Origin of the sequence: Paenibacillus dokdonensis (genome assembly GCF_004916975.1) — a bacterium.
GTDB lineage: Bacteria > Bacillota > Bacilli > Paenibacillales > Paenibacillaceae > Paenibacillus_AQ > Paenibacillus_AQ dokdonensis.
Genome location: NZ_STGQ01000002.1, coordinates 974738 through 994713, shown reverse-complemented (window position 1 = coordinate 994713; position 19976 = coordinate 974738). Strand labels below are relative to the sequence as shown.

Sequence of the window (19976 nt, the reverse complement as noted above, 5' to 3'; positions counted from 1 at the left end):
GCCTGAAGAGTATCTTTTAGCGGCCTTCTAGCACCATGACGCCCTCGTTTGCGTGATAACGCTGCGTAGCCTCGCGAATGATGTCCTCCCCTCCGCGGCTTCTATACTCCTGAATCACCTTCGGCCAATTTGAAATCGGCTCCTTTCCATAAATCATCCGCACAATGTGGTCCACGATAAAGGGCGGAGGCTGATTCGGATTGTTTGGAGCCAGCTCCGGATAGATGTTGAATGCTTCCAGATCCGGAATAAAAACGATATTGCCACGGCCCTCCTTGGAAAGTGTCGAATCGATTGCTCCAAGTACATCCTTGCCGCCAGGGAGAAGCCTCGTTCTTTCGCGGTTGATCGTCAAATCATGGCTCAGCCAAAGCAGCTCGCGAAAGCCTTGTTCGTCCTGCTCCTCTTTCGTTTGCGGAAACCGGTAGCTTAGGGCTCCATTGGTTACGGTATAGGTATCGCCGGGAATCCCGAAGGAAAAAAACCGCTCGGCTTCATCGCTGAGCATCCAGTTGAAAAACTGAATAATGCCGATCGCCTTTTCTTTGGAGACATGTTTATTGATGTAATAGGAATTGATGACCGGGCTGTACAGCCCATAGCCCTTCTTGCCGTCCGGACCGGCTGGTGACGGGACGATGTCAACCTTCGCTTCCGGAACCGAGTCGTTCACTTGGGTCCTGAAATCAAGCAGCCCGGCGGCATTCGCCGTCCAGACGCCTGCTTTTCCGCTGTAAATGTTCTGGGTATATTCACTCGAGCTCACCGTTGCAAAATCCTTCGCGATCAGGCCTTCCTCGAGCATTTTTTTATAAACCGAGATGGCTTCCATCATGCGTTTTTCCTCAAAAAACTTCGGTACGACCTCGCCGTCTTTGAGTTCAAACTGGTACCCAAGCACGTCAAAAGCCCCAAAAATGACATCCGCATATTTGAAGTTCTCACGCATTTGGTACGGATTCTCCACCCCCATCTTCTTGAAGGCGCGCAGCACATTCAGGAATTCATCCACCGTTCTCGGTACCTGGAGTCCCGTCTGCTTAAGAAGATCCGTCCGGATATACGTGCCGCGCCGCGAAGGATTGTCCAGCCAGGCTGGAATGCCATAAATTTTCCCGTGATAGCTGGTTTCCTTCCAAGCCTCTTCCGGAATTCGCTCCAGCATATGCGGCGCATAGGTACGGATCAAATCATCCAAGCGCATGAACAAGCCCGCTTCGACCGTCCCCGACATCGCTGCCGAGCTTGCTCCGCCCACGGTCTGGATCACATCCGGAAAATCATCTCCCGTCAGGAGCACTGGCAGGCGTTTGTCGACATCCTTCAGCGGGATCATCGTAATCCGAATATCTGTATTTGTCAGCGCTTCCAATTGTTTAACCCATTTATCCTCCTGGATATCGGGCACCTTGGCCGCATAAGGGTTGGAGGCGGTGGACAGCACAATGGAAAAAGACAAAGCCCCCGGGGAAGAGCCGCTGCCGGCTTTTTGTCCAGGGGAGTGTTCAGAGGTGTCCGGAGATAACGTGATTTCCGGAAAAGAACAGCCAGCGAGAGTCATCAACGTGGCCAACATCAGATACAACCACTTTTTCATTGCCTCCCCCTCTTTTTCGTCCTGATTTTGAATCTTCGGACGTAATGGGCGCTATTCGATTTGGAACACCTCTATATTATCATATTTCGTTCATATGAAAACGGATTCAAATGGGTTTCATAAGTCTTATTCTTACTCCTGCTTCTAGGTCTTGATTGAGCCTACCAGCATCCCTTTGATGAAATATTTCTGCAGAAATGGATATACGATGATGATCGGCAGGACCGAGACGATGATAACAGCCATCTGCACGCCCGCAGGAGACACTTCATTAACTCCGTCTAGCAGGCTTTCCGCTTGGCCGAGATCGTTGCTGAGCACGATTTCCCGCAGCCGGAGCTGGAGAGGATACAAGGTACGGCTGTTGATAAAATACAAGGCCGTGGAATACGAGTTCCAGTGGGATACGGCGTAAAAAAGTCCCATGGTCGCCATGACCGGTTTGGACAGCGGCAATATTACGCTCCACATCGTCCGCATTTCACTGGCGCCGTCGATTCTTGCACTATCGATTAGCTCGGCGGGCAGCGCAACGAAGAAGGACCGCATGATGAACAGATTATATGCGCTGATGGCTGATGGAATGACGAGCGCCCATAGCGTATCCAGCATGTGCAGGTTTTTAATGACCAGATAGTTCGGGATCAGCGGAGCCTGAAAAATCATCGTGATGAGGATGAAGATCAGGACGACCTTCCGCAGGGAATACTCCGGACGGGAAAGCGGGTAGGCCAGCGATGCCGTCATGATCAGGTTAATCGCCGTGCCGCCGACGGTAATAATGACGCTGATCAGAAACGCCCGCCAGATCGAAGTATCCGCCAAGATGACTTTATAGTTGACGAAAGTCCAGTCCACCGGAATCACTTTGACGAGACCTGCGTTGATCGCTTTACTGCTGCTGAACGATTTGGCAAGCACATGGAGCAGCGGAAATACCATGATGCAGCCGACGAGCGTCAAAAAAATTGTATTGAACCAGTCAAACCATCGTCCTTTGATGTTCATTTCGCCTTGCTCCTTTCTCTAGTAAAGTCCCTCTCCGCTTGTCTTCTTGCTCAGGGTGTTGCCGATCATGATGAGCATCAGGCCGACAAGCGATTTAAACAGGCCGATGGCGGTGGTGTAACTGTACTGCTGGTCGATGAGGCCGACCCGGTAAATATACGTATCGAGGATGTCGCCTTTATGTTCGTTCAGCGAATTGACGAATACGAATACCCGTTCAAAGCCGAAATCCAGGAAGTTGCCGATATGCAGCAGGAACATGATCGTGATCGTTGGCAAAATTGCCGGAATGGTGATGGATAAGGTCTGTCTCCAACGGTTGGCGCCATCCATGCGGGCCGCTTCGTACAGCTCCGGATTGACGCTCGCGAGCGCTGCCAGATATATGATCGTCCCCCAGCCGCTGTCTTTCCAGATGCCCGTACCGACCAGAATGCTTCGGATATAGGAATCCTCGCCGAGAAAATAAATGGACTTGATGCCAATCGCGTTCAGCATCTGATTCACGATCCCTGTCGTAGGAGACAGGATGCCAATCATGATGCCGCCGATGATGACCCAGGAAAGGAAATGGGGCAAATAAACGATGGTTTGCAAAATCCGCTTGAAGAGCACCTTCCTCAGCTCATTGAGCAGCAGCGCCAGGATGATCGGCACCGGGAAAGCGATAAGAATATCGTACAAGCCGATCAGTACGGTATTTTCCAGAATTCTCAGGAATTCCGTGTAGGTAAACATTCGTCTGAATTGGTCCAGTCCCACCCAGGGGCTGCCGGTAAAGCCTTTGAAAATGTTGTAGTCCTGAAATGCCATAACTGAACCCATAAGCGGCAAGTATTTGAAAATAATAAAATAAAGAATGCCTGGAATCGTAATGAAATAGAGCGCTTTGTATTTGCGGAAATTGCTTCTTTGCCTGCCGAGAGGCTTGCTTGTTTTCATGCTTGTCTGGTTTGCTGTGGGCGCCTGTCCTGACATCATCATCGCTCCTTCTGCTTTTGAACCGGATGAGCGGACCTTCCGTTCGCAGCCCGCCGATTCAGCTTCTTGTTCTGAAAAAGAAAGCGTTATCTTAAACGTTGATACCTTGTTCCTCCGTTAGATACTTTGCCTTCGAAACTATCTTACCGCTCCCTGGCAGCAGGCCGGAATGGAGATTTGTCGACTGGCCTGTGTTTTATTACGATTGCTTGCAAGTAACGCTATGAACAAGCTGCCCCGCTGGTTATCGTGATGCTTTTTCCTTGGATAACAGGAATTTGATATCGATATCCTCTGAACAAAGCCGGTACGCCGTTCTCTGCTTCGCTATGCGGGTGAGCCTTAATTCCTCCGCAGCGCAGCGGTACGGGCGACCATATGCAGCATTGTCCGCTTAACTGTGGATGGATCGTGACTTCAGCAAGCGTCCCTTCCCTCCAGCACATGTCTACCTTATAGCCACCTCTGGCCCGCAGCCCCCGTACCTCGCCCGAACGCCACTGCGGTGGAAGCGCAGGCAGGAGCCGGAGCTCGCCGGTATGCGATTGAAGCAGCATTTCCGCTGCGCCGGCTGCGCCGCCAAAATTACCGTCAATTTGAAAGGGCGGGTGGCAGTCCAGCATATTCGGATATGTGGAGTGCGACAGCAGTTTAGCCAGGTGGGCGTGTGCTTCATCCCCCATCAGCAGCCGGGCATAGAAGTTGATGATCCAGGCACGGCTCCAGCCTGTATGTCCGCCGCCGGAAGAAAGTCTGCGCGCAAGCGTCGTTCTAGCGGCGTCCGCCAGCTCCGGGGTCTCAAAAGCATCGATGAGCTTGCCCGGATGCAGAGCGAACAGCTGCGAGATATGGCGGTGACCGGGATCGACTTCCTCATGATCGATCTGCCATTCCATAATTTGTCCACTCATGCTGATTTGCGGCTTCGGAATGCACTGGATCGCATGCTCAAGCTTATCGGTGAAGACAGCTTCCCTATCCGTCCCCATCGTCTTCACGGCTTCCAGGCAGGCCTCGAACAAGGTCAATGCGATCTGTGCATCCATGGAAGGTCCCATGCACAGACTGCCGCTGCTGCCGTCAGGCAGCAGAAATTTATTCTCGGGCGATACGGAGGGTCCGGTGACAAGCATGCCGTTCTCATCCATCGTCATATAATCGAGCAGGAACACGGCCGCCTCCTTCATCGCCGGATAGGCCCGCTTCTTCAGGAACTCCATGTCCAGTCCGTAACGGTAATGCTCCCACAGGTGCAGACTAAGCCAGGCGGCTCCCATCGGCCATACCGTGCAAGTCATGAGAATGCCCTCCGGACGTGTCTCCGCCCACAGGTTCGTATTGTGATGGGCTACAAATCCCCGGCAGCCGTACATCTCCTGCGCGGTTATCCGTCCATTGGGTACCATTCGCTCAATCAGATCAAAGAGCGGTTCATGGCACTCCTCCAGCCCCAATACTTCCGCTGGCCAATAATTCATCTGCGTATTGATATTAATCGTATATTTCGACTCCCACGGCGGCGTGAAGCTGTGATTCCAGATCCCCTGCAGGTTGGCGGCCAAAGTGCCCGGCCGTGAACAGGAAAGCAGCAGATAACGGCCGTACTGCACGTATATTGCCATCAACCCGGGGTCGTCGGATAAAACATGTTCACCGGCCTCCGGCTTGCCTGGATCCTGTAACGTTTCCTTCAGCCTGAGCAGCCTCTGATCCGTAGGAAGCTCCTCAAATGGATCACCATCCGGTGTGAGTGTCAGTTCAAAACGGTCAAACCTCTGCCGGTATTCCTTCACATGCCGTTTGAACAGCTCATCAAAGGTCATGGCCGCAGCCCGTTCCAGCTGGATCAAGCATGCCTCTTCCGAGTTCTTTTCCCGGAAACTCGTCTGCGCTGCGAGCAGGATCGTCACTGCGTCCGCTCCGTCCACGGACAGGAAATCCCCGATCGTCCGCATACTTCCTCCCTCATGGATCGCCCGGAATGCCGCGCTGAACCGGACGCCGTCCACGCCGCATTCACCGCCCATTACCATCGTGTTATCCGGTCCCGGCCAGCAGCCGCAGTCGAAGGGACGCCGCATGAGATTGGCGGCAAAGGTTAGCGCGCCAGGCCGGTCGGCTGTCAGACGGACCACCAGGACACCGTCCGGTTCACTGACAAAATATTGTCTGCGGTAGTTCACGCCCCGCGCATGATAGCTGACGTTCACAACGGCGCGCTCCAGGTCCAGCTCCCGTTCATAATCCTCCACAGGAAGGATATCCTCCATCGGCTTGAGCATCAGGTCGCCAAGCGGCTGAAAAGGCTGCTCATACTTCGGTGAAGCCGTAAGAGCCATTCTGGCAAGATGCTCTGCTTCCGCCTGTCTGCCATCCTTCAGCAGGCTCCGGATTTCTTCCAGATAAGGCTGCGCCTCTGGATTCGCCGCCCGTGACGGGCCGCCATACCACAGTGAGTCCTCATTGAGCCGGATGGTCTCAAGCCCTGTCGAACCGTAGACCATTGCCCCGAGGCGACCATTACCGATAGGTAATGCCTCCTCCCATGCTGCAGCCGGGGTGGTGTACCACAGCCGCAGAGGACGGCCATGACTGCCCGCTCCGCGTCTCATGAAGCTGCCGCTGCCATAACTCTCCTGATCCCTATCCTTCCCTTGCTCCGGTCGTTCACCTAGTCCGCTCTGCCTCATCATCAGCTTTATCTCCTTTTCATGCCCCGCCGCACGGATGCGTAGATCAGGCTTTATCAATTTCAAATACAATCGCTTTGATCGGCTCATTTCCATCATTAAGCAGGCCATGCTTCCACCAAGGCTTGTTAACGATCACATCTCCAGGACCAACTCTCGTGTCTCTCCCGTTCATCGTCATCAAGCCCGTTCCCTCCAGGATGATATAGATCTCTTCGTCATCACGATGCCCGTGATATCCAATCGAAGTGCCCGGAGGCAATACGGAATAATACAGGAATTTAAGAGGGGTCTCGAAATCCCCCTTGCCATACAGCCTCACACTCTCGACCAAGCCCTGACCTCCATGGCTTGAAGAGGGCTTTAGCTCTGCCCGCAGAAAATTACGGATGTCTGCCGGCCCGTATCCCCAGCTCGCCGAGGTATCCACCTGCTGCCCTTGCTTCAGCGACAAGCGTGTGTAATGGGCGAGTGCCTGATTTTTGAGATATTCCTTCGCGTCCGTCTCGCCGCGGCGTTTCTCCTCCAAGGCCTTCAGGAATTCCTGAACCGGTGTCTGAACCGCCACATCACTGAAATCACTCCAGCGCTGCACGCCCTCCGGCGTCGTCAGCTCAATTTCCCCGTCTGAAAAGGTCAAACTGCCCTTCTCCCCTTCAATCCTCCAATCGCCCGGCCACTGTGTTTCGCGCCCCACACTATGCAGCGAACAGCGGAAGGAGGCCTGAATACCTGCCTGCAAATCCATCACGATATGAAAGACATGGCGCTTCACGGCAAACAACTTGCCGACTTCCCGTCCCGACAAATGGCGCAGCAGATCGAAATGGTGAATGATGACTTCCTCCAGCTCGTCATTCGGCTCCAGGGTCACACGCTGACGCTTGCGGAAAAATTCGCATTCCAGGGAGTACAGCGCTCCAACGGCCCCTTCATCGATCAACTGTTTCAGCTTGCGCAGCGGCGCAAACGTGCGGTAATTTTCCGCAATCATAAATGGAATGTGTTCTTCCTCGGCCCGTTTGACGATCTCCATGGACTTCTCGTAGTTTTCGGCAATCGGCTTCTCGCAGAGAACCGGCAGTTTATAATCAAAGGCCAAGTGATTAATCGCACTATGCGCATGGCGCGGTGTAACGTTAATCACAAAATCCGGCTTCTCCTGCTCGATCGCCTCCCTGGCATCGGTATAAAAAGGAACTCCATCTGCCTGAAGCTGCTCACGTCTGCTCTCATTCGTATCGGAAACAGCCAGCTCCAAATCACCGTTCAAACTCCGCAGTCTCCGGTACCAGCCGCTTCCCGCCTCACCCATTCCTACTAAAAGCGCTTTCATAAAAAACCCTCCTGTTCCATTTCCGTATTATAAGCTTTCCTTCATGCTACTACCGGCTGGGCAAAGCCTCCATTGAATAGGTTGCGCTGGCATGTGTTTTTTTACGATGCAATCCGTCCTTTGCAAGCAGAATCCATAAAAAAAAGCCTGGCCCGCGGGCCAGACTCTTGCTGGAAAACTAAATGAACACTGTTCCCTACCCCTTGACCGCACCGGCGGCAATGCCATCGACGAAGTATTTTTGCAGCAAAATGTAAACCAAAATGCTCGGAATCGCGGCCATGAGCGAACCGGCGGCGATCCAGCCGATCTGCGCGCTGTTTTCTCCGAAAAAACTGGACAGGGCCACCGTAATGGTACGCGAATCCGGCTTTTGCAGGAAAAAGAGCGAAAACTGATAGTCATTCCAGATTGAGTTGGCATTCATGATGACAATCGTGGCCGTAACCGGCTTTAAGAGCGGCAAAATGATGCGGAAAAACATGCCTGTCTTGGTCGCACCGTCGATCATTGCCGCCTCGTCCAGCTCCCGCGGAATCGTCCCGATGAAGCTTGTATAGAGGAAAATGGCCATCGACAGCTGAAAGGTCACATGCAGCAGCACGATCCCGAAATAAGTGTTCATAAAGCCAATATCGACAAACAGCTTATACAGCGGTACCAGAATCGTAAGCGGCGGTACGATGAGTGCGCTGACGAAGATGCCGTACACCCACTTGTTCAGCCTTGACTGGTAACGCGCCAGCGGGAAAGCCGCCAAGGAGCCAAAGATTAGAATCAGCACGACGGACATGACTGTGATCACGCCGGTATTCAAAAAGGCTCTGCCCAGGTGCGCGTTCTGCCAGGCGCTTACAAAATTGCCTGTGAACCCGTAACCTGGAAACAGCCACTTAGAGCTCATATCCCTGAGATCTTTAAAGGAAACCGTCAGCAGGATGTAAAACGGGATGATATGCACCAGAGCCACCAAAAGGCCGATAACCGTATAAATAACCGTGCGTTTTCGCTGCTTCATTGCGACAGCTCCTTTCTGCGCAGAAAGTACAGGGATGTCAGGCTGATGACGGTGATGAGCAGAAACATCAGATTGCCCAGCGAAGCCGCGAGTCCGGCATCCTGGCGGGCAAAATACAACTGATACATCATCGTGGACAACGACGCGGAGGCGTATCCCGGGCCACCGTTGGTCAGTGCCGCAATGACGTCGAACAGCTTCAAGCCGCCAATCAGATTAAGGATAATGCTCGTTGTCAGTGCCGGGGCAAGCAGCGGAAAGGTAATGTTCGCAAAGCGCTTCAACGGTGAGGCCCCGTCTATTTCAGCCGCTTCATAATAATCCTTGGAAATGCCCTGCAGGCCTGAGAGAAAAATCATCATCGCAATCCCCAGGAATTGATACGTATTAACAACCATAATAATCCAGACATTTACCTTCGGGTCTGCCAGCAGATTAACCGGCTTGCCGGTAAAAGCCATAATGATATCGTTGATTGCCCCGCCATTATATTGAAGCAGGAAATACCAGATATATCCCATGATGATCGGACTGACAATCGCGGGAATATATACGATGACACGGACGAAGGTTTTGGCCTTGCCATGTTTATTCAGCAGCAGCGCGTACAAAAGCCCGAACATATTTTGAAAAAGTGTACTGCCGAGGCCGTAGATCAGCGTGTTGATAATGACGGTGTGGACACGGCTGTCGGTCAGCATTCTTTTATAATTGTCGATCCCAATATAGTGCAGTGCCTGGGAGTAGCCATCCCAATCCGTAAAGGAAATCAGCAGCCCCCGGAAAAAGGGATAGTAGATAAATACAGCAAACAGCAGCAGCGCAGGCAGATACATCCAGTTCAGCATCACCGGCGATTTTACCAGACGCATGCCGGTCGTTCTGCGCGGCCTTGCTTTGGTGACAACAACGCTTGGTTTCATCTCTTCACGCTCCTCGCAAAACGGGCAAGGTGCGGGGCATGACCTCATGCCCCGCTGCCCCTGACGATTATTTTTTGGACAGCCGCTCGACCTCGGTCTTCATCGATTCGCTGAACTGCTCCGGCGTCATGCGTCCGGCAAGCAGTTCGGTACCATTTTAGCAGAGAACATCCCACATGCCGTTTGGCAGATACACGCGGTCAAAGTATGGGAATACCCGGATATTCGCGTATTTTTCATAATAAGGGGTCAGCTCATGGTCTGTCTTAATATCCTTCAGTCCCGGAGGATTCTTCGATACGTTCGACAGCTTCGCCATATTGTCCGGTTTGGCAAAATACTGCAGCAGCTTCTTCGCCTCATCCAGATGCTTCGTGTCCTTCCATACCGCCAGTGTATTGCGCTCCCCGCCCGCAAAGGTCGGTTCATCACCAGCCACCATCGACGGCACCGGCATAATGCCGATTTTCATATCCGGTGCGATCGCATGTACGGAATCCATAAATGCCGGACCGACAAGTGCAAAGGTTACCTTGCCTGCAGCAAAAGCGGCCGGAAGATCGCTGCGCTTGGCGGTCAGCACATCTTCATTAATTAGTCCTTTTTTCTGGAGATCCACCAGGCTTTGTGCCAGCGGCGTAATATGAGTCCAATCGAAATTGCCGTTTAGGAGCGCATCCGCATCGTTATTCTTGGCTGTAATCAGGAGTGGATTCGCAAAATTGTCCAGATACTGGCCGATCATGCTATCATCTATGCCGGACATATAGAACGGATTCGTTTTGCCGCCGCTTTCCTTCTTTATCTTCTCCCCGGCAGCTATCAGCTCATCAAACGTGTTTGGCACCTGAATGCCATACTGCTCGAGCATATCCACGTTATACAGCAGGCCATCCTTCGCTTCAGTGAGCACTAATGCGTAGACCTTCCCATCCTTGTCAGTCACAACATCGCGGATCGTATCGGTCAGCTGGGAAGCCCAAGGCTCATCCCGCAGATCAGCGAGGTAATCACCGTAACGGAGCTTCGCCCAGCCATGGGTATCGAATATATCGGGCAGGTCGTTCGCAGCCATTTTGACCTTCATGGTGTTCTCGTAGCCCGTGCTGTCAAACTGCAGGTTGACGCTTATATCGGGATTTTCTTTCGTAAAGCCATCCACGATTTCACGGTAAGCCTGAGTCAGTGATTCATCCGAAATGTTCACCATCATCGACAACGTGGTTTTCGCCTTGCCCGAGCCGATTTTGCCGGAGCCCGTTTCTGTGTTCCCACTGCCGGTACTCCCGCTGTCGGGACGTGATGAGCAGCCGCTTGCAATGATGATGAGAATTGCCAGAGTCATGAACCAAAATGCGCGTGTTCTCATATACCCACCTCTTCATTTTCTGATTTGAAAATTAACGTGTACGCCACTCCTTTTTACAGATTTAGCTTATCACACGTAAAAGCGCTTACAAATGACCCATTCCTACGATGAAAGCGCTATTTTCTATCTATTGCCTAAGCCCGGTCCTTCAAGTAAAATGAGAAACATTAACTTTGCCCAGACCGAGCAAACGGAGGTAGTTCGCGTTGAAAAACAGAGCCTTGTCCATCCGTTCCAAGCTGATGATTCTCTTCTCCGTCACCATCTTGTTCCCCGTCCTGATTATTGCTTATGTGATGCCTGCCTATTATACGAAGCTGCTAACGACAGAGACCGAAAAGCTGACCGAGTCGACGCTTGTGGGCTTGACCAGTAATATTCAATACTATCTGGATGAACTCGAGCGCGTAACGACCATTCCGTACAATTACAATGAAGTAATGTATGCCCTGAAAATCCGTTCAGCAGGCATTTACAAAACATCCGATAGCTATACAAAATACAAAGCCGATTACGCGCTTTACAACACACTGCCTAGCGTGCTCGAAAACATGCATAAGGAGATCCTGGGAACGCTGCTGCTGCCGCTGGACGGGTCGATCTTTTATAAAGACAGCCGTTCGACGCTATATGCAGCCCGCAGTGATTATCCGTATACCGAACAGGATTGGTACAAGGAGGCGGTCAAGGCCGAGGGTAAAGCTACCTTTGTCCGGGTCCATCCCCAGGATTATTTGAAGCTCGACCAGGTGCAGAGCGTATTCTCGGTGGCCCGGCTCATCCGGGATATGGATTCCCGGAAGCCGATTGCCGTCATCATGGCCGACGCAGACACGGTTGTAATTGACCGGATTGTGCGCCAGCTGATCAGCAATGATTCTGTCGTGGTCATCACAGATAAGAACGGGCAGCTTGTATACGCAAGCAGTGACGTCCCGGCCGAAACATTGAAGGAACTATCGAAGCCCTCCGCCACCATAGATTATTATGGAGAACCCTATGTCCAGGTGTCCAAAATGGTTCCCTCGAGCTCCTGGAAGGTGACCTCCCTCATACCGCAAAGCCGTTTCACCGATAAGGTCCGGTGGATGCATACGACAGGGCTTATTTTTGCTTCAGGCGGATTGATCCTGACCTTATTCGTGTTCCTGGCTTACTCACGCAAGCTGCTGACCCCGTTCCGCGAAATGATACTGGTCATGCGTCATGTGCAGCGCGGCGATATGACCAGGCGGGTGGATATCCACGGCAAGGATGAGATTGCGGAGCTTGGGAGCGCGCTAAACCGGATGATCCGGCAGCTGGATGATATGGTGATCAGTGAATACCGCGCCAAGCTGAAGCAGCAGGATGCCGAAATGCAGGCGTTGCAATCGCAAATTAAGCCGCATTTTCTGTATAACACGCTGAATGGCTTCATCGGGCTGAACCGCAGGCGTGACCACGATACGCTAGACCGGGCAATCCGTTCACTGAGCGGGTTGCTCCGATATATTTTATCTTCCGATACGACGATCACCCTCGCGGAAGAATTCGAAATAATCCGTAAGTATGCGGATCTGCAGTCCATGCGCTTTCAGGACCGCCTCACCTTCCATTTTACGCTGGATGAAAAGCTGGAGGGCCTGAAAATTCCCAAACTGCTGCTGCAGCCCCTCGTGGAGAATTCAGTCGTCCATGGCTGTGAGCCGTGTGAGCATCCCTGCCTCATTGAAGTGGACGCGGCGCTTCAGTGGGAGAACGGGCAGCCGCGAGCCGTCATCCGGGTGACGGATAACGGTGTCGGGTTTGAGCCTGCGGCGCTGCGGAGCCGGGATCGCGTCGGCATGCGGAACGTTGAGGAGCGTCTTTGCCTTTCATACCGCGGGTTATCCAGCTTCAAAATTCGTAGCACTCCAAATCTCGGGACCCTGATTACCATTACCATTGATCTGCAGGAGGAGGGATTGGGATATGAACATCATAGTGGCTGACGATGAAATGCTGGCAAGGGAAACGCTCGTTGGTATTCTTGAGGATATCCATGCGGGTCTTGAAATCCGTGAGGCTGGAAACGGGCAGGAACTGATCGAGTTGGTTCGGCAGAAACAGCCGGATGTTGCCTTCGTCGATATCCGCATGCCAGGCAAAAACGGGCTTGAAGCGATCAAGGAAGCCTTGCCCTTAGCGCCATCAACTCAGTGGGTTATGCTCACCGGCTATGCAGAATTTGAATATGCCCGGGAAGCCATACAGCTGGGTGCCGTCGATTATCTGCTCAAACCTGCTGATCCGGAGCTGGTACGGAATATTCTGAGACAGGCAAAAGCCAAAGCAGGTCAGGACTGCCTCTCACACTGTCGGGAATTTGAATCGCAGATGGTGTCCATCTTTCATAATCAGAGCCAGCCGGAGCAAACGCTGCCTAGTCCAGGCCCCGCCGGAGAGAGTTGGCTCGCTGTCATCATCTACGAGGATACGGCGGCACAGGCCGGGGAGAATTGCGTGGCGCAAGCCTCTGTGCCGCAAATCCTGCGTGAGCTAATTAATGAACATTGCTCGAAAGAACTGATGCTCGCTCTGGTTACTCTTGGGAAGAAGGGGCATATCTTCATCGGCAAAGCATCCACGGAAAAGGAGCGCCGCAGCCTTCTTCGCCTGCCGGAACGAATCATGGAATGTACCCGGCAGCAATCCACCTCCTCCCGGCTCCTGACTTGGCTGCAAACGAAGGAATATGCCACACTGGCTCCACTGCGGGACGAGGTAGCCTTGCTGAGATCGTTATCCTTCCTGCGTAGTGTCGCAGACAGCTCCGTTCTCTTAAGCCTGAGCGACCTGGAGCTGCTTGGGGCCGATCCCAATTACGCCAAAACCGGCAAAATCGCAGCCACCCTGGCACAGGCTTACCAGGATGGGGATTATGTCACGTTCATCAGCAGCTGTGAAAAGCTTCAGAACCGGTATTCAAGCGAGCCTTTTCTCCCTCCAGATATGGAAAAGCGGCTTGTCGCCTATCTCCGCTGTATCATTGGGCCGGATTCGACCATTGAACTGCATCCGGATACGGGCTGGCTGGAGCAGCTGCCGCAAGCTGCAGGCTCCTTCCTCCTGAGGAGAAAATCCGCCGAAGAACCCGGCAGGCAGGATTGGCTGGATGCGGTCATCCGCTACTTGGAAGTGAATTTCTGCGGTGATATTACCGTTGCGGGGATCGCGGAACGATTTCAGGTATCACCCAACCATCTGAGCACCCATTTCCATAAAAAAATGGGTGTGACCTTCATTCAATACGTTACCCGCCTGCGGATGCTGAAAGCGCAGGAGCTGCTGTCCAGACCCGGCATGAAGGTCAATGAAGCCGCGGAGCAAGTCGGTTACTATAGCACGCGCCATTTCACGAATCTGTTCAAGGAAAACGTGGGCTGCTACCCTTCCGAATTCAGTAAAAAGCATCAGCGATAAACCCAGTTGTGTTGACCTTATGCAGCATGAAAAGCCCCTGCCTTCTTCAGAATGCGAAGGCAGGGGCTAAAAAAATTTCAATTACCTGGTAATAGGTTACAGCAGCGTAACCCAGCGGTCACCCTTTATTTAAACTCCGGCAACCAGCTACCGTGAGCTTCGATCAGATCATCGCACAGAGCCACGATGTCATCCAGCGACAACTCTGCAGCCGTATGCGGATCGAGCATAGCGGCATGGTAGATATGCTCTTTTTTGCCTGTTATAGCCGCTTCAATGGTAAGCAGCTGTGTATTGATATTCGTGCGGTTGAGCGCGGCCAGCTGCGGCGGCAGATCACCCACAAAGGTTGGGGAGATACCCGAGCGGTCCACGAGACACGGAACCTCAACGCATGCTTCCTTCGGCAGGTTCGTGATGAGGCCGGTATTCATGACGTTTCCGCCGATTTTGAACGGTACATTCGTTTCCATGGCTTCCATGATATAAGATGCATATTCCTTGGAACGCGCATGTTCGATATTTTCGCTGGCGAAAATCTTTTCGCGCATTTCCTTCCAGCCGTTAATCTGGTTAACGCAGCGGCGCGGATATTCATCAAGCGGAATATTGTATTTTTCAATCAGCTCAGGATAGTTTTTCTTAATAAAATAAGGATGATATTCAGCGTTATGCTCGGACGATTCCGTTACATAATAGCCAAAGCGGAGCATCAGCTCGAAGCGAACCATATCGTGATGCTTCTCCTTCTGCTTCCGGGCAGCACGGCGCTTGATTTCCGGATAGAGATCCACCCCGTCCTTCTTCACCTCAAGCAGCCAAGCCATATGGTTGATACCGGCGATTTTCGATTCCACGCCTGTTTGATCCATGTCCAGCGCCTTGAACAGTTCGGATACGCAGTGCTGCACGCTGTGGCAGAGACCAACGGTCTTGATCCCGCCCACGGTGTTCATCACATTGGTGAGAACCGCCATCGGATTGGTGTAGTTGAGGAACTGCGCATCAGGGCATACTTCCTGCATGTCTCTGGCAAAATCGAGCATCACCGGGATCGTCCGCAGGTTCCGGAAAATGCCGCCGATTCCGAGCGTGTCGGCAATCGTTTGGCGCAGGCCGTACTTTTTCGGAATCTCAAAATCAGTAATAGTACATGGATCATAACCGCCCACCTGAATGGCATTGATGACGTACTTGGCACCTCTTAAAGCTTCCTTACGGTCGCTATAAGCCTTAATGACACATGTACTGCCCAGTGTGTTCTTAATGCTGCTCAGAAGCCGCTCGGAATCCTGCAGACGCTCCGGATCAATATCGAACAAGGCAAGCTCAAAGCCCTGCAAAGCTGGTGTCGACATCACATCACCAAGCACATTTTTAACAAACACAGTGCTTCCCGCACCGATAAACGTAATTTTGGACATGAATGATAACCTACCTTTCGGATTGGCTTGAATTTGATTCTAACTAGATTCTAACTATACCCTTCAAGCCGCAGAGCGAACATGGAGCAAACCCAGCAATACATGTCATAATCCCATTTGCGTATCCGCTTTCAGAGGAGAAATATACCGTTTCGCCTGTTATAATATGTAGTAAAGCTTGCTGAGAACAAAGGAGATGCCATTCCCATGGTTCGTATCAATGTCAACTACAGCTCCCCCGCTATGCAGGGTCAGATGGACCTGAATTTGCTGTTTTTTGGTTTGGAGGAATGTCTGCCGAGGCATACCTGGGGACCGGGTCTGCGTGATGCGTATATTTTGCACTACATTCACAGCGGCCGGGGCGTATTCCATACGAGTGAGAGGGTATATGAGCTGAAGGCGGGACAAGGCTTTGTCATTCTTCCGGATACACTTGTCCATTACAGCGCCGATGAATCCGACCCCTGGACGTATTCTTGGATCGGTTTTAAAGGGCTCAACGCAAAGTCGCTGCTGCAGCGGGCACAGATTAGCGCCGGGCGGCCGGTGTTCACGGGACTGCCCGCAAGCAGCTTCGGCAGCTTTTATGAAGAACTGAAGTCAGCCAGCGCCGACCGCGGCAGCGACGTGCTCAGCCAGAGCATCCTGTACCGTATTCTTGCCGATCTGATCCGCTGTTCTCCCGAACCGGATACCGGCCACAAGCCGCAGCACTCCCGGGAAGGCTATATCCGGAAGGCTATTGAATATATGGAAAGCAGCTACAGCCAAAAGGTGACCGTGCTGGATATCGCGCGTTCGGTAGGCCTCGACCGCACCTACCTGTCTGGCCTGTTCAAGGACAAATTCGGGGTTTCGCTGCAAACCTTTCTGCTGGAATACCGGATGAACCGGGCCACAGATCTGCTGAGAAATCCTGAGCTTTCTGTCAGTGATATCTCCCGTTCGGTAGGATATAATGATCCGTTTCTATTCTCCAAAATGTTCAAAAAAGTGATTGGCTTGTCTCCACGAAAGTATAGAGAAACAAAGATTTAGATAATCACGGATTTTTTTAAAGCAGGAAAAAAGTTATCAACTACTCCTTACCGGCCCGAATTTGATTTCGCTAATTTGGTGACGATCGGGGAACGTTTGATATGCTGCGGGAGCGTATGACTGTGGCTTACCGCCGCATAGGCTGACAGCTTCAGTTTCTTTTCCTTTGGTTTGCTCTTTTCCTGTATCCCTTTGATTTGCGGCTTATTGCCATTCTCCAATTTGTTAACATAACGCAGACGGCCCTTATCCAGGATTTCCTCCGCCCGTTTCGTGTATAACGATATTTCCAGTCTTGTTCTTGCTTCTCTGATCATTTGCTTCAGCCTGTTATATTCATTGATTTCGTCATTCGTTAGCGTAATCTTTCCAAGGGTCATGTCTGCTTCTCTCCTTTGCGGTCTGAAATTGCGAGTTCAAATGTCACTTCTTTGGGATCATCCGTGTCTGGAATGCTTGAGGCAATGATTGTCGGCAGCTTATCCTGCGACGATACTTTCTCTTCCGCAGTCAGCTTGGCTTGTTTGGCTATGAAGCTGCCGCCTCCAAAGCCCGCGATAATCGCTACATAAATATATTTTGGGAACTCTAGTCCAATTGGTAGTACCGAAATGAGTCCCGCGCCAGCCCCGAGAATGATATCCGAAAGAAAACCGATATGATAGTTTTTCCTTCTGGATCCGTCGCTTAGTTCCAATTCAATAATTTTAGGCAGTATAAGAGATCCGTCATGGATATACAAACTAGACAGGAGGCCGCCGAACGAACCTGACGCGATGATCACCAGGAAATCAGTCCAATGCATAATTCGATTCCCCCATATACTTTCTAATATGTAATGCCAAGTGGAATGGTGAATTCAAAAAGTGAAAATATGATGGCAATTCAGCAGGATTCTTAGTTCTGCTATTTTATGCATGGGTTTGCTGCAACTTGCGAATTATTTGATGTCAACCGAAAAGAAATGCATCGCAGAAAAAGAAATGCATCGCAAAAAGAGCAGCTGCTGACGCAGCCACTCTTGTCGGAGCTTTCAGATAATGATTTTTTACCAGCCGAAATCCAGCGTGTTTCCCGTTTCCGCCACGGTCTTGATGTTGCTCAGGATCATCCACCAATGCCCTTCGGCATTTTGAAATGAAGGATGGTTGTCCGACCACTCATCATTCACGAGTGTCAGTTTCGTGCATTTGCCAACCGTATCCAGCGTAAACGTAACCCGCGAAGTCAGCTCCTGATGATTGGTGTGGTAGGATGGCCCCGGGTGCTCGAGGTAGCTCAGCACTTTGCGTGGCTCATACGCCAGGATGTCACCGTATACATGAACCGTTTCATCCCCATCATTTCCCGGTCCTACATAGGCAAAAGGCTCCCCTGCCTTAAAGCTCGATTGAAGCACACAATTGAAAAAGGTCTTCTTCGTGCCTTCCGGTGCTACCAGCAGTTCCCATACCTTTTGCGATTCAGCTCCAATATAAAACTCATATTTCAAACTCATGATTTTGCACGCTCCTTTGTTTATTATGGTTAGATTTTTACTTTTTTTGCGCTTGTCTTACGCTTTGAAAATTTATGCTAAACTAATGATACCTTCGGTGATAATCTATGTATTGTAAAAACACGACAGGAACACCTGTTCCATAAAAAACTTTCAATCGAGCTAATAAAAAGTGAGTAAGGGGTTGAGATACATGCCTGCCGGATTACCACGGCCAAATATGGGCGTCCTGAACCTGCAGGGCGGTGAGAAGAAATTCAAGCTGTCCCGTCATGCGGCCTCGGAAGCGTTAAGCTTCTTCGTTAAGCATTATTGGATTGTCAGCTGGGATTGTACCGATGAAGATCCCTATCTTCAACATGTCGTTCCCAATCCTTGCGTCAATCTGGTTGTCGAGCCGCATAAAACTTTTATTTTCGGCCCCTCCACCCGGAAGTTCTCTTATCCGATCCATGGAAAGGGAGTCGTGTTTGGAGTGAAATTCAAGCCCGGCGGCTTTTATCCATTCCTGAATCAACCCATCTCCACATTGCTTAATCATCCGCTGGAAGTGCAAAGCATATTTGATCTCGACGGCCCGGGACTTGAGGAAGCTATACTCTCGATGCCAACCGAGGAGGATATGGTCGCCGCCATGAACAAGCTTTTAGAGCCCAAACTGCCGTCACGGGATGAGCAGGTCCTGTCTGTAAACCGGATTATTGATTACATCGCCAGTGAACACGAAATTTCGAAGGTTGATCAGGTCTGCGAGCATTTTGATATCCATATCCGAAAGCTTCAGCGTCTGTTCGACCAATACGTTGGCATCAGTCCAAAATGGGTGATTCGCCTATATCGCCTGCAAAATGCAGCTGAGACGATGGACTGCCGCCTGCCGGTTGATTTGGCCCGTCTATCCACAGAGCTCGGCTACCACGATCAGCCGCATTTTATCAAGGACTTTAAAGCAGTGGTCGGCAGCACGCCGGAAGAATACCGGAAGTGGGTGCAGGAGAGCTGAGCGGCTATGCAGCCCTTGGCTATTCCACCGAAAGAAGCAGACGCAATGCCTCATCATGCAAACCGATTTTTCTCAGCAGCTCCACGATTCAAGATAAAAACCCACATGCCATTCCTATCTAAATAAACTCCGAATAGTGGCTGGGTCAAACTCGTTAGATATTTTATAAGACTTAATCGAATTCTTTGGAATCTTTGGATCATAGTCGAAAATTCTCAGATAGTTTTTATCGTAAAGTGTCATTCCGAATCTTCTTAGATTATTGGTTTTTATGGTAATATAATATGATTCTGTTGAATCAATTGAGTACGATCCTTCACTCAATTTTATTACTGATAATGAGTTGATTATCTTATTAATTTCACTTTTATCTGTTATTGTTTTCTTCTCATCGTTTGAGCTCTTTAATATCTCCAGGGAGCTAATTTGATCAGTATTTATCTTATCAAGTACAACATCCTTAAATGTAGTGTTCTTACTATAAAAATTATATATTACTAACCCAACAATAACGATGATAATTACAGGAGCTATAATATACATATTACTTTTCCTCATGAAATGCCTCCTCTTTTGACAGTCAAAGTTGTGTGTAATTTAGGAAATGCTGGCTGCCTATTTTCTCTTGCGCCAGCGCTAGATTC

Annotated in this window: 17 protein-coding genes; 4 read left to right on the top strand and 13 right to left on the bottom strand. The window is 51.0% G+C overall.

Annotated features, from left to right (window positions below; translation table 11 throughout):
- Nucleotides 1-16: 16 nt before the first annotated feature.
- The 8 genes from E6W40_RS22480 to E6W40_RS22445 form a co-directional block, all read right to left on the bottom strand.
- Nucleotides 17-1597: an extracellular solute-binding protein gene (locus E6W40_RS22480; protein WP_136607792.1), complete on the bottom strand. Its 1581-nt coding sequence runs from the start codon at nt 1595-1597 to the stop codon at nt 17-19.
- A gap of 144 nt (nt 1598-1741) precedes the next feature.
- Entirely contained in the window at nt 1742-2605 is an 864-nt protein-coding gene (locus E6W40_RS22475) for a carbohydrate ABC transporter permease (protein WP_136607791.1), read from the bottom strand.
- Nucleotides 2606-2623: 18 nt separating this feature from the next.
- Entirely contained in the window at nt 2624-3547 is a 924-nt protein-coding gene (locus E6W40_RS22470; RefSeq protein WP_244864638.1) for an ABC transporter permease, read from the bottom strand.
- A 260-nt stretch (nt 3548-3807) separates the two neighbouring features.
- A complete protein-coding gene (locus E6W40_RS22465) occupies nt 3808-6279 on the bottom strand; it encodes a glycoside hydrolase family 95 protein (protein ID WP_246073136.1) in 2472 nt (823 codons plus the stop codon).
- A 43-nt stretch (nt 6280-6322) separates the two neighbouring features.
- Complete coding sequence (locus E6W40_RS22460; protein ID WP_136607789.1) at nt 6323-7612, bottom strand: cupin domain-containing protein; 1290 nt, start codon at nt 7610-7612, stop codon at nt 6323-6325.
- A 196-nt stretch (nt 7613-7808) separates the two neighbouring features.
- Nucleotides 7809-8630, bottom strand: coding sequence for a carbohydrate ABC transporter permease (locus E6W40_RS22455; protein WP_136607788.1), 822 nt, complete (start codon nt 8628-8630; stop codon nt 7809-7811).
- Nucleotides 8627-9553 carry a carbohydrate ABC transporter permease gene (locus E6W40_RS22450; protein ID WP_246073135.1) on the bottom strand — a complete coding sequence of 309 codons (927 nt, stop codon included), beginning with the start codon at nt 9551-9553 and terminating at the stop codon, nt 8627-8629. Before E6W40_RS22450 ends, E6W40_RS22455 begins: the two co-directional genes overlap by 4 nt.
- 157 nt (nt 9554-9710) lie before the next feature.
- On the bottom strand, nt 9711-10922 hold the full coding sequence (locus E6W40_RS22445) for an ABC transporter substrate-binding protein (protein WP_246073134.1): 1212 nt from the start codon (nt 10920-10922) through the stop codon (nt 9711-9713).
- A 206-nt stretch (nt 10923-11128) separates the two neighbouring features.
- Here E6W40_RS22445 and E6W40_RS22440 point away from each other — a divergent pair, with 206 nt between their 5' ends.
- Both E6W40_RS22440 and E6W40_RS22435 read left to right on the top strand, forming a co-directional pair.
- A complete protein-coding gene (locus E6W40_RS22440; protein WP_136607787.1) occupies nt 11129-12895 on the top strand; it encodes a cache domain-containing sensor histidine kinase in 1767 nt (588 codons plus the stop codon).
- Nucleotides 12876-14366 (top strand): response regulator transcription factor, encoded by a 1491-nt coding sequence (locus E6W40_RS22435; protein WP_136607786.1) that lies wholly within the window; start codon nt 12876-12878, stop codon nt 14364-14366. Before E6W40_RS22440 ends, E6W40_RS22435 begins: the two co-directional genes overlap by 20 nt.
- 125 nt (nt 14367-14491) lie before the next feature.
- Here E6W40_RS22435 and melA read toward each other — a convergent pair whose 3' ends face one another.
- Entirely contained in the window at nt 14492-15790 is a 1299-nt protein-coding gene (gene melA, locus E6W40_RS22430) for an alpha-glucosidase/alpha-galactosidase (RefSeq protein ID WP_136607785.1), read from the bottom strand.
- Nucleotides 15791-15997: 207 nt separating this feature from the next.
- Between melA and E6W40_RS22425 the strand changes: the two genes are divergently transcribed.
- Nucleotides 15998-16831 carry an AraC family transcriptional regulator gene (locus tag E6W40_RS22425; protein WP_136607784.1) on the top strand — a complete coding sequence of 278 codons (834 nt, stop codon included), beginning with the start codon at nt 15998-16000 and terminating at the stop codon, nt 16829-16831.
- A gap of 47 nt (nt 16832-16878) precedes the next feature.
- On the opposite strand, the gene E6W40_RS22420 is transcribed toward E6W40_RS22425, so the two are convergent.
- The 3 genes from E6W40_RS22420 to E6W40_RS22410 form a co-directional block, all read right to left on the bottom strand.
- Nucleotides 16879-17211 carry a hypothetical protein gene (locus E6W40_RS22420; protein ID WP_136607783.1) on the bottom strand — a complete coding sequence of 111 codons (333 nt, stop codon included), beginning with the start codon at nt 17209-17211 and terminating at the stop codon, nt 16879-16881.
- On the bottom strand, nt 17208-17636 hold the full coding sequence (locus tag E6W40_RS22415) for a DUF4257 domain-containing protein (RefSeq protein ID WP_136607782.1): 429 nt from the start codon (nt 17634-17636) through the stop codon (nt 17208-17210). The genes E6W40_RS22420 and E6W40_RS22415 overlap by 4 nt, the downstream gene beginning before the upstream one ends.
- A 243-nt stretch (nt 17637-17879) precedes the next feature.
- On the bottom strand, nt 17880-18329 hold the full coding sequence (locus E6W40_RS22410) for an SRPBCC domain-containing protein (protein WP_136607781.1): 450 nt from the start codon (nt 18327-18329) through the stop codon (nt 17880-17882).
- 193 nt (nt 18330-18522) lie between these two features.
- Between E6W40_RS22410 and E6W40_RS22405 the strand changes: the two genes are divergently transcribed.
- The gene (locus E6W40_RS22405; protein WP_136607780.1) at nt 18523-19332 is read left to right on the top strand and encodes an AraC family transcriptional regulator; all 810 of its coding nucleotides are present in this window, start codon (nt 18523-18525) and stop codon (nt 19330-19332) included.
- Between the two features lie 114 nt (nt 19333-19446).
- On the opposite strand, the gene E6W40_RS22400 is transcribed toward E6W40_RS22405, so the two are convergent.
- The gene (locus E6W40_RS22400) at nt 19447-19890 is read right to left on the bottom strand and encodes a hypothetical protein (RefSeq protein ID WP_136607779.1); all 444 of its coding nucleotides are present in this window, start codon (nt 19888-19890) and stop codon (nt 19447-19449) included.
- Nucleotides 19891-19976 lie beyond the last annotated feature (86 nt).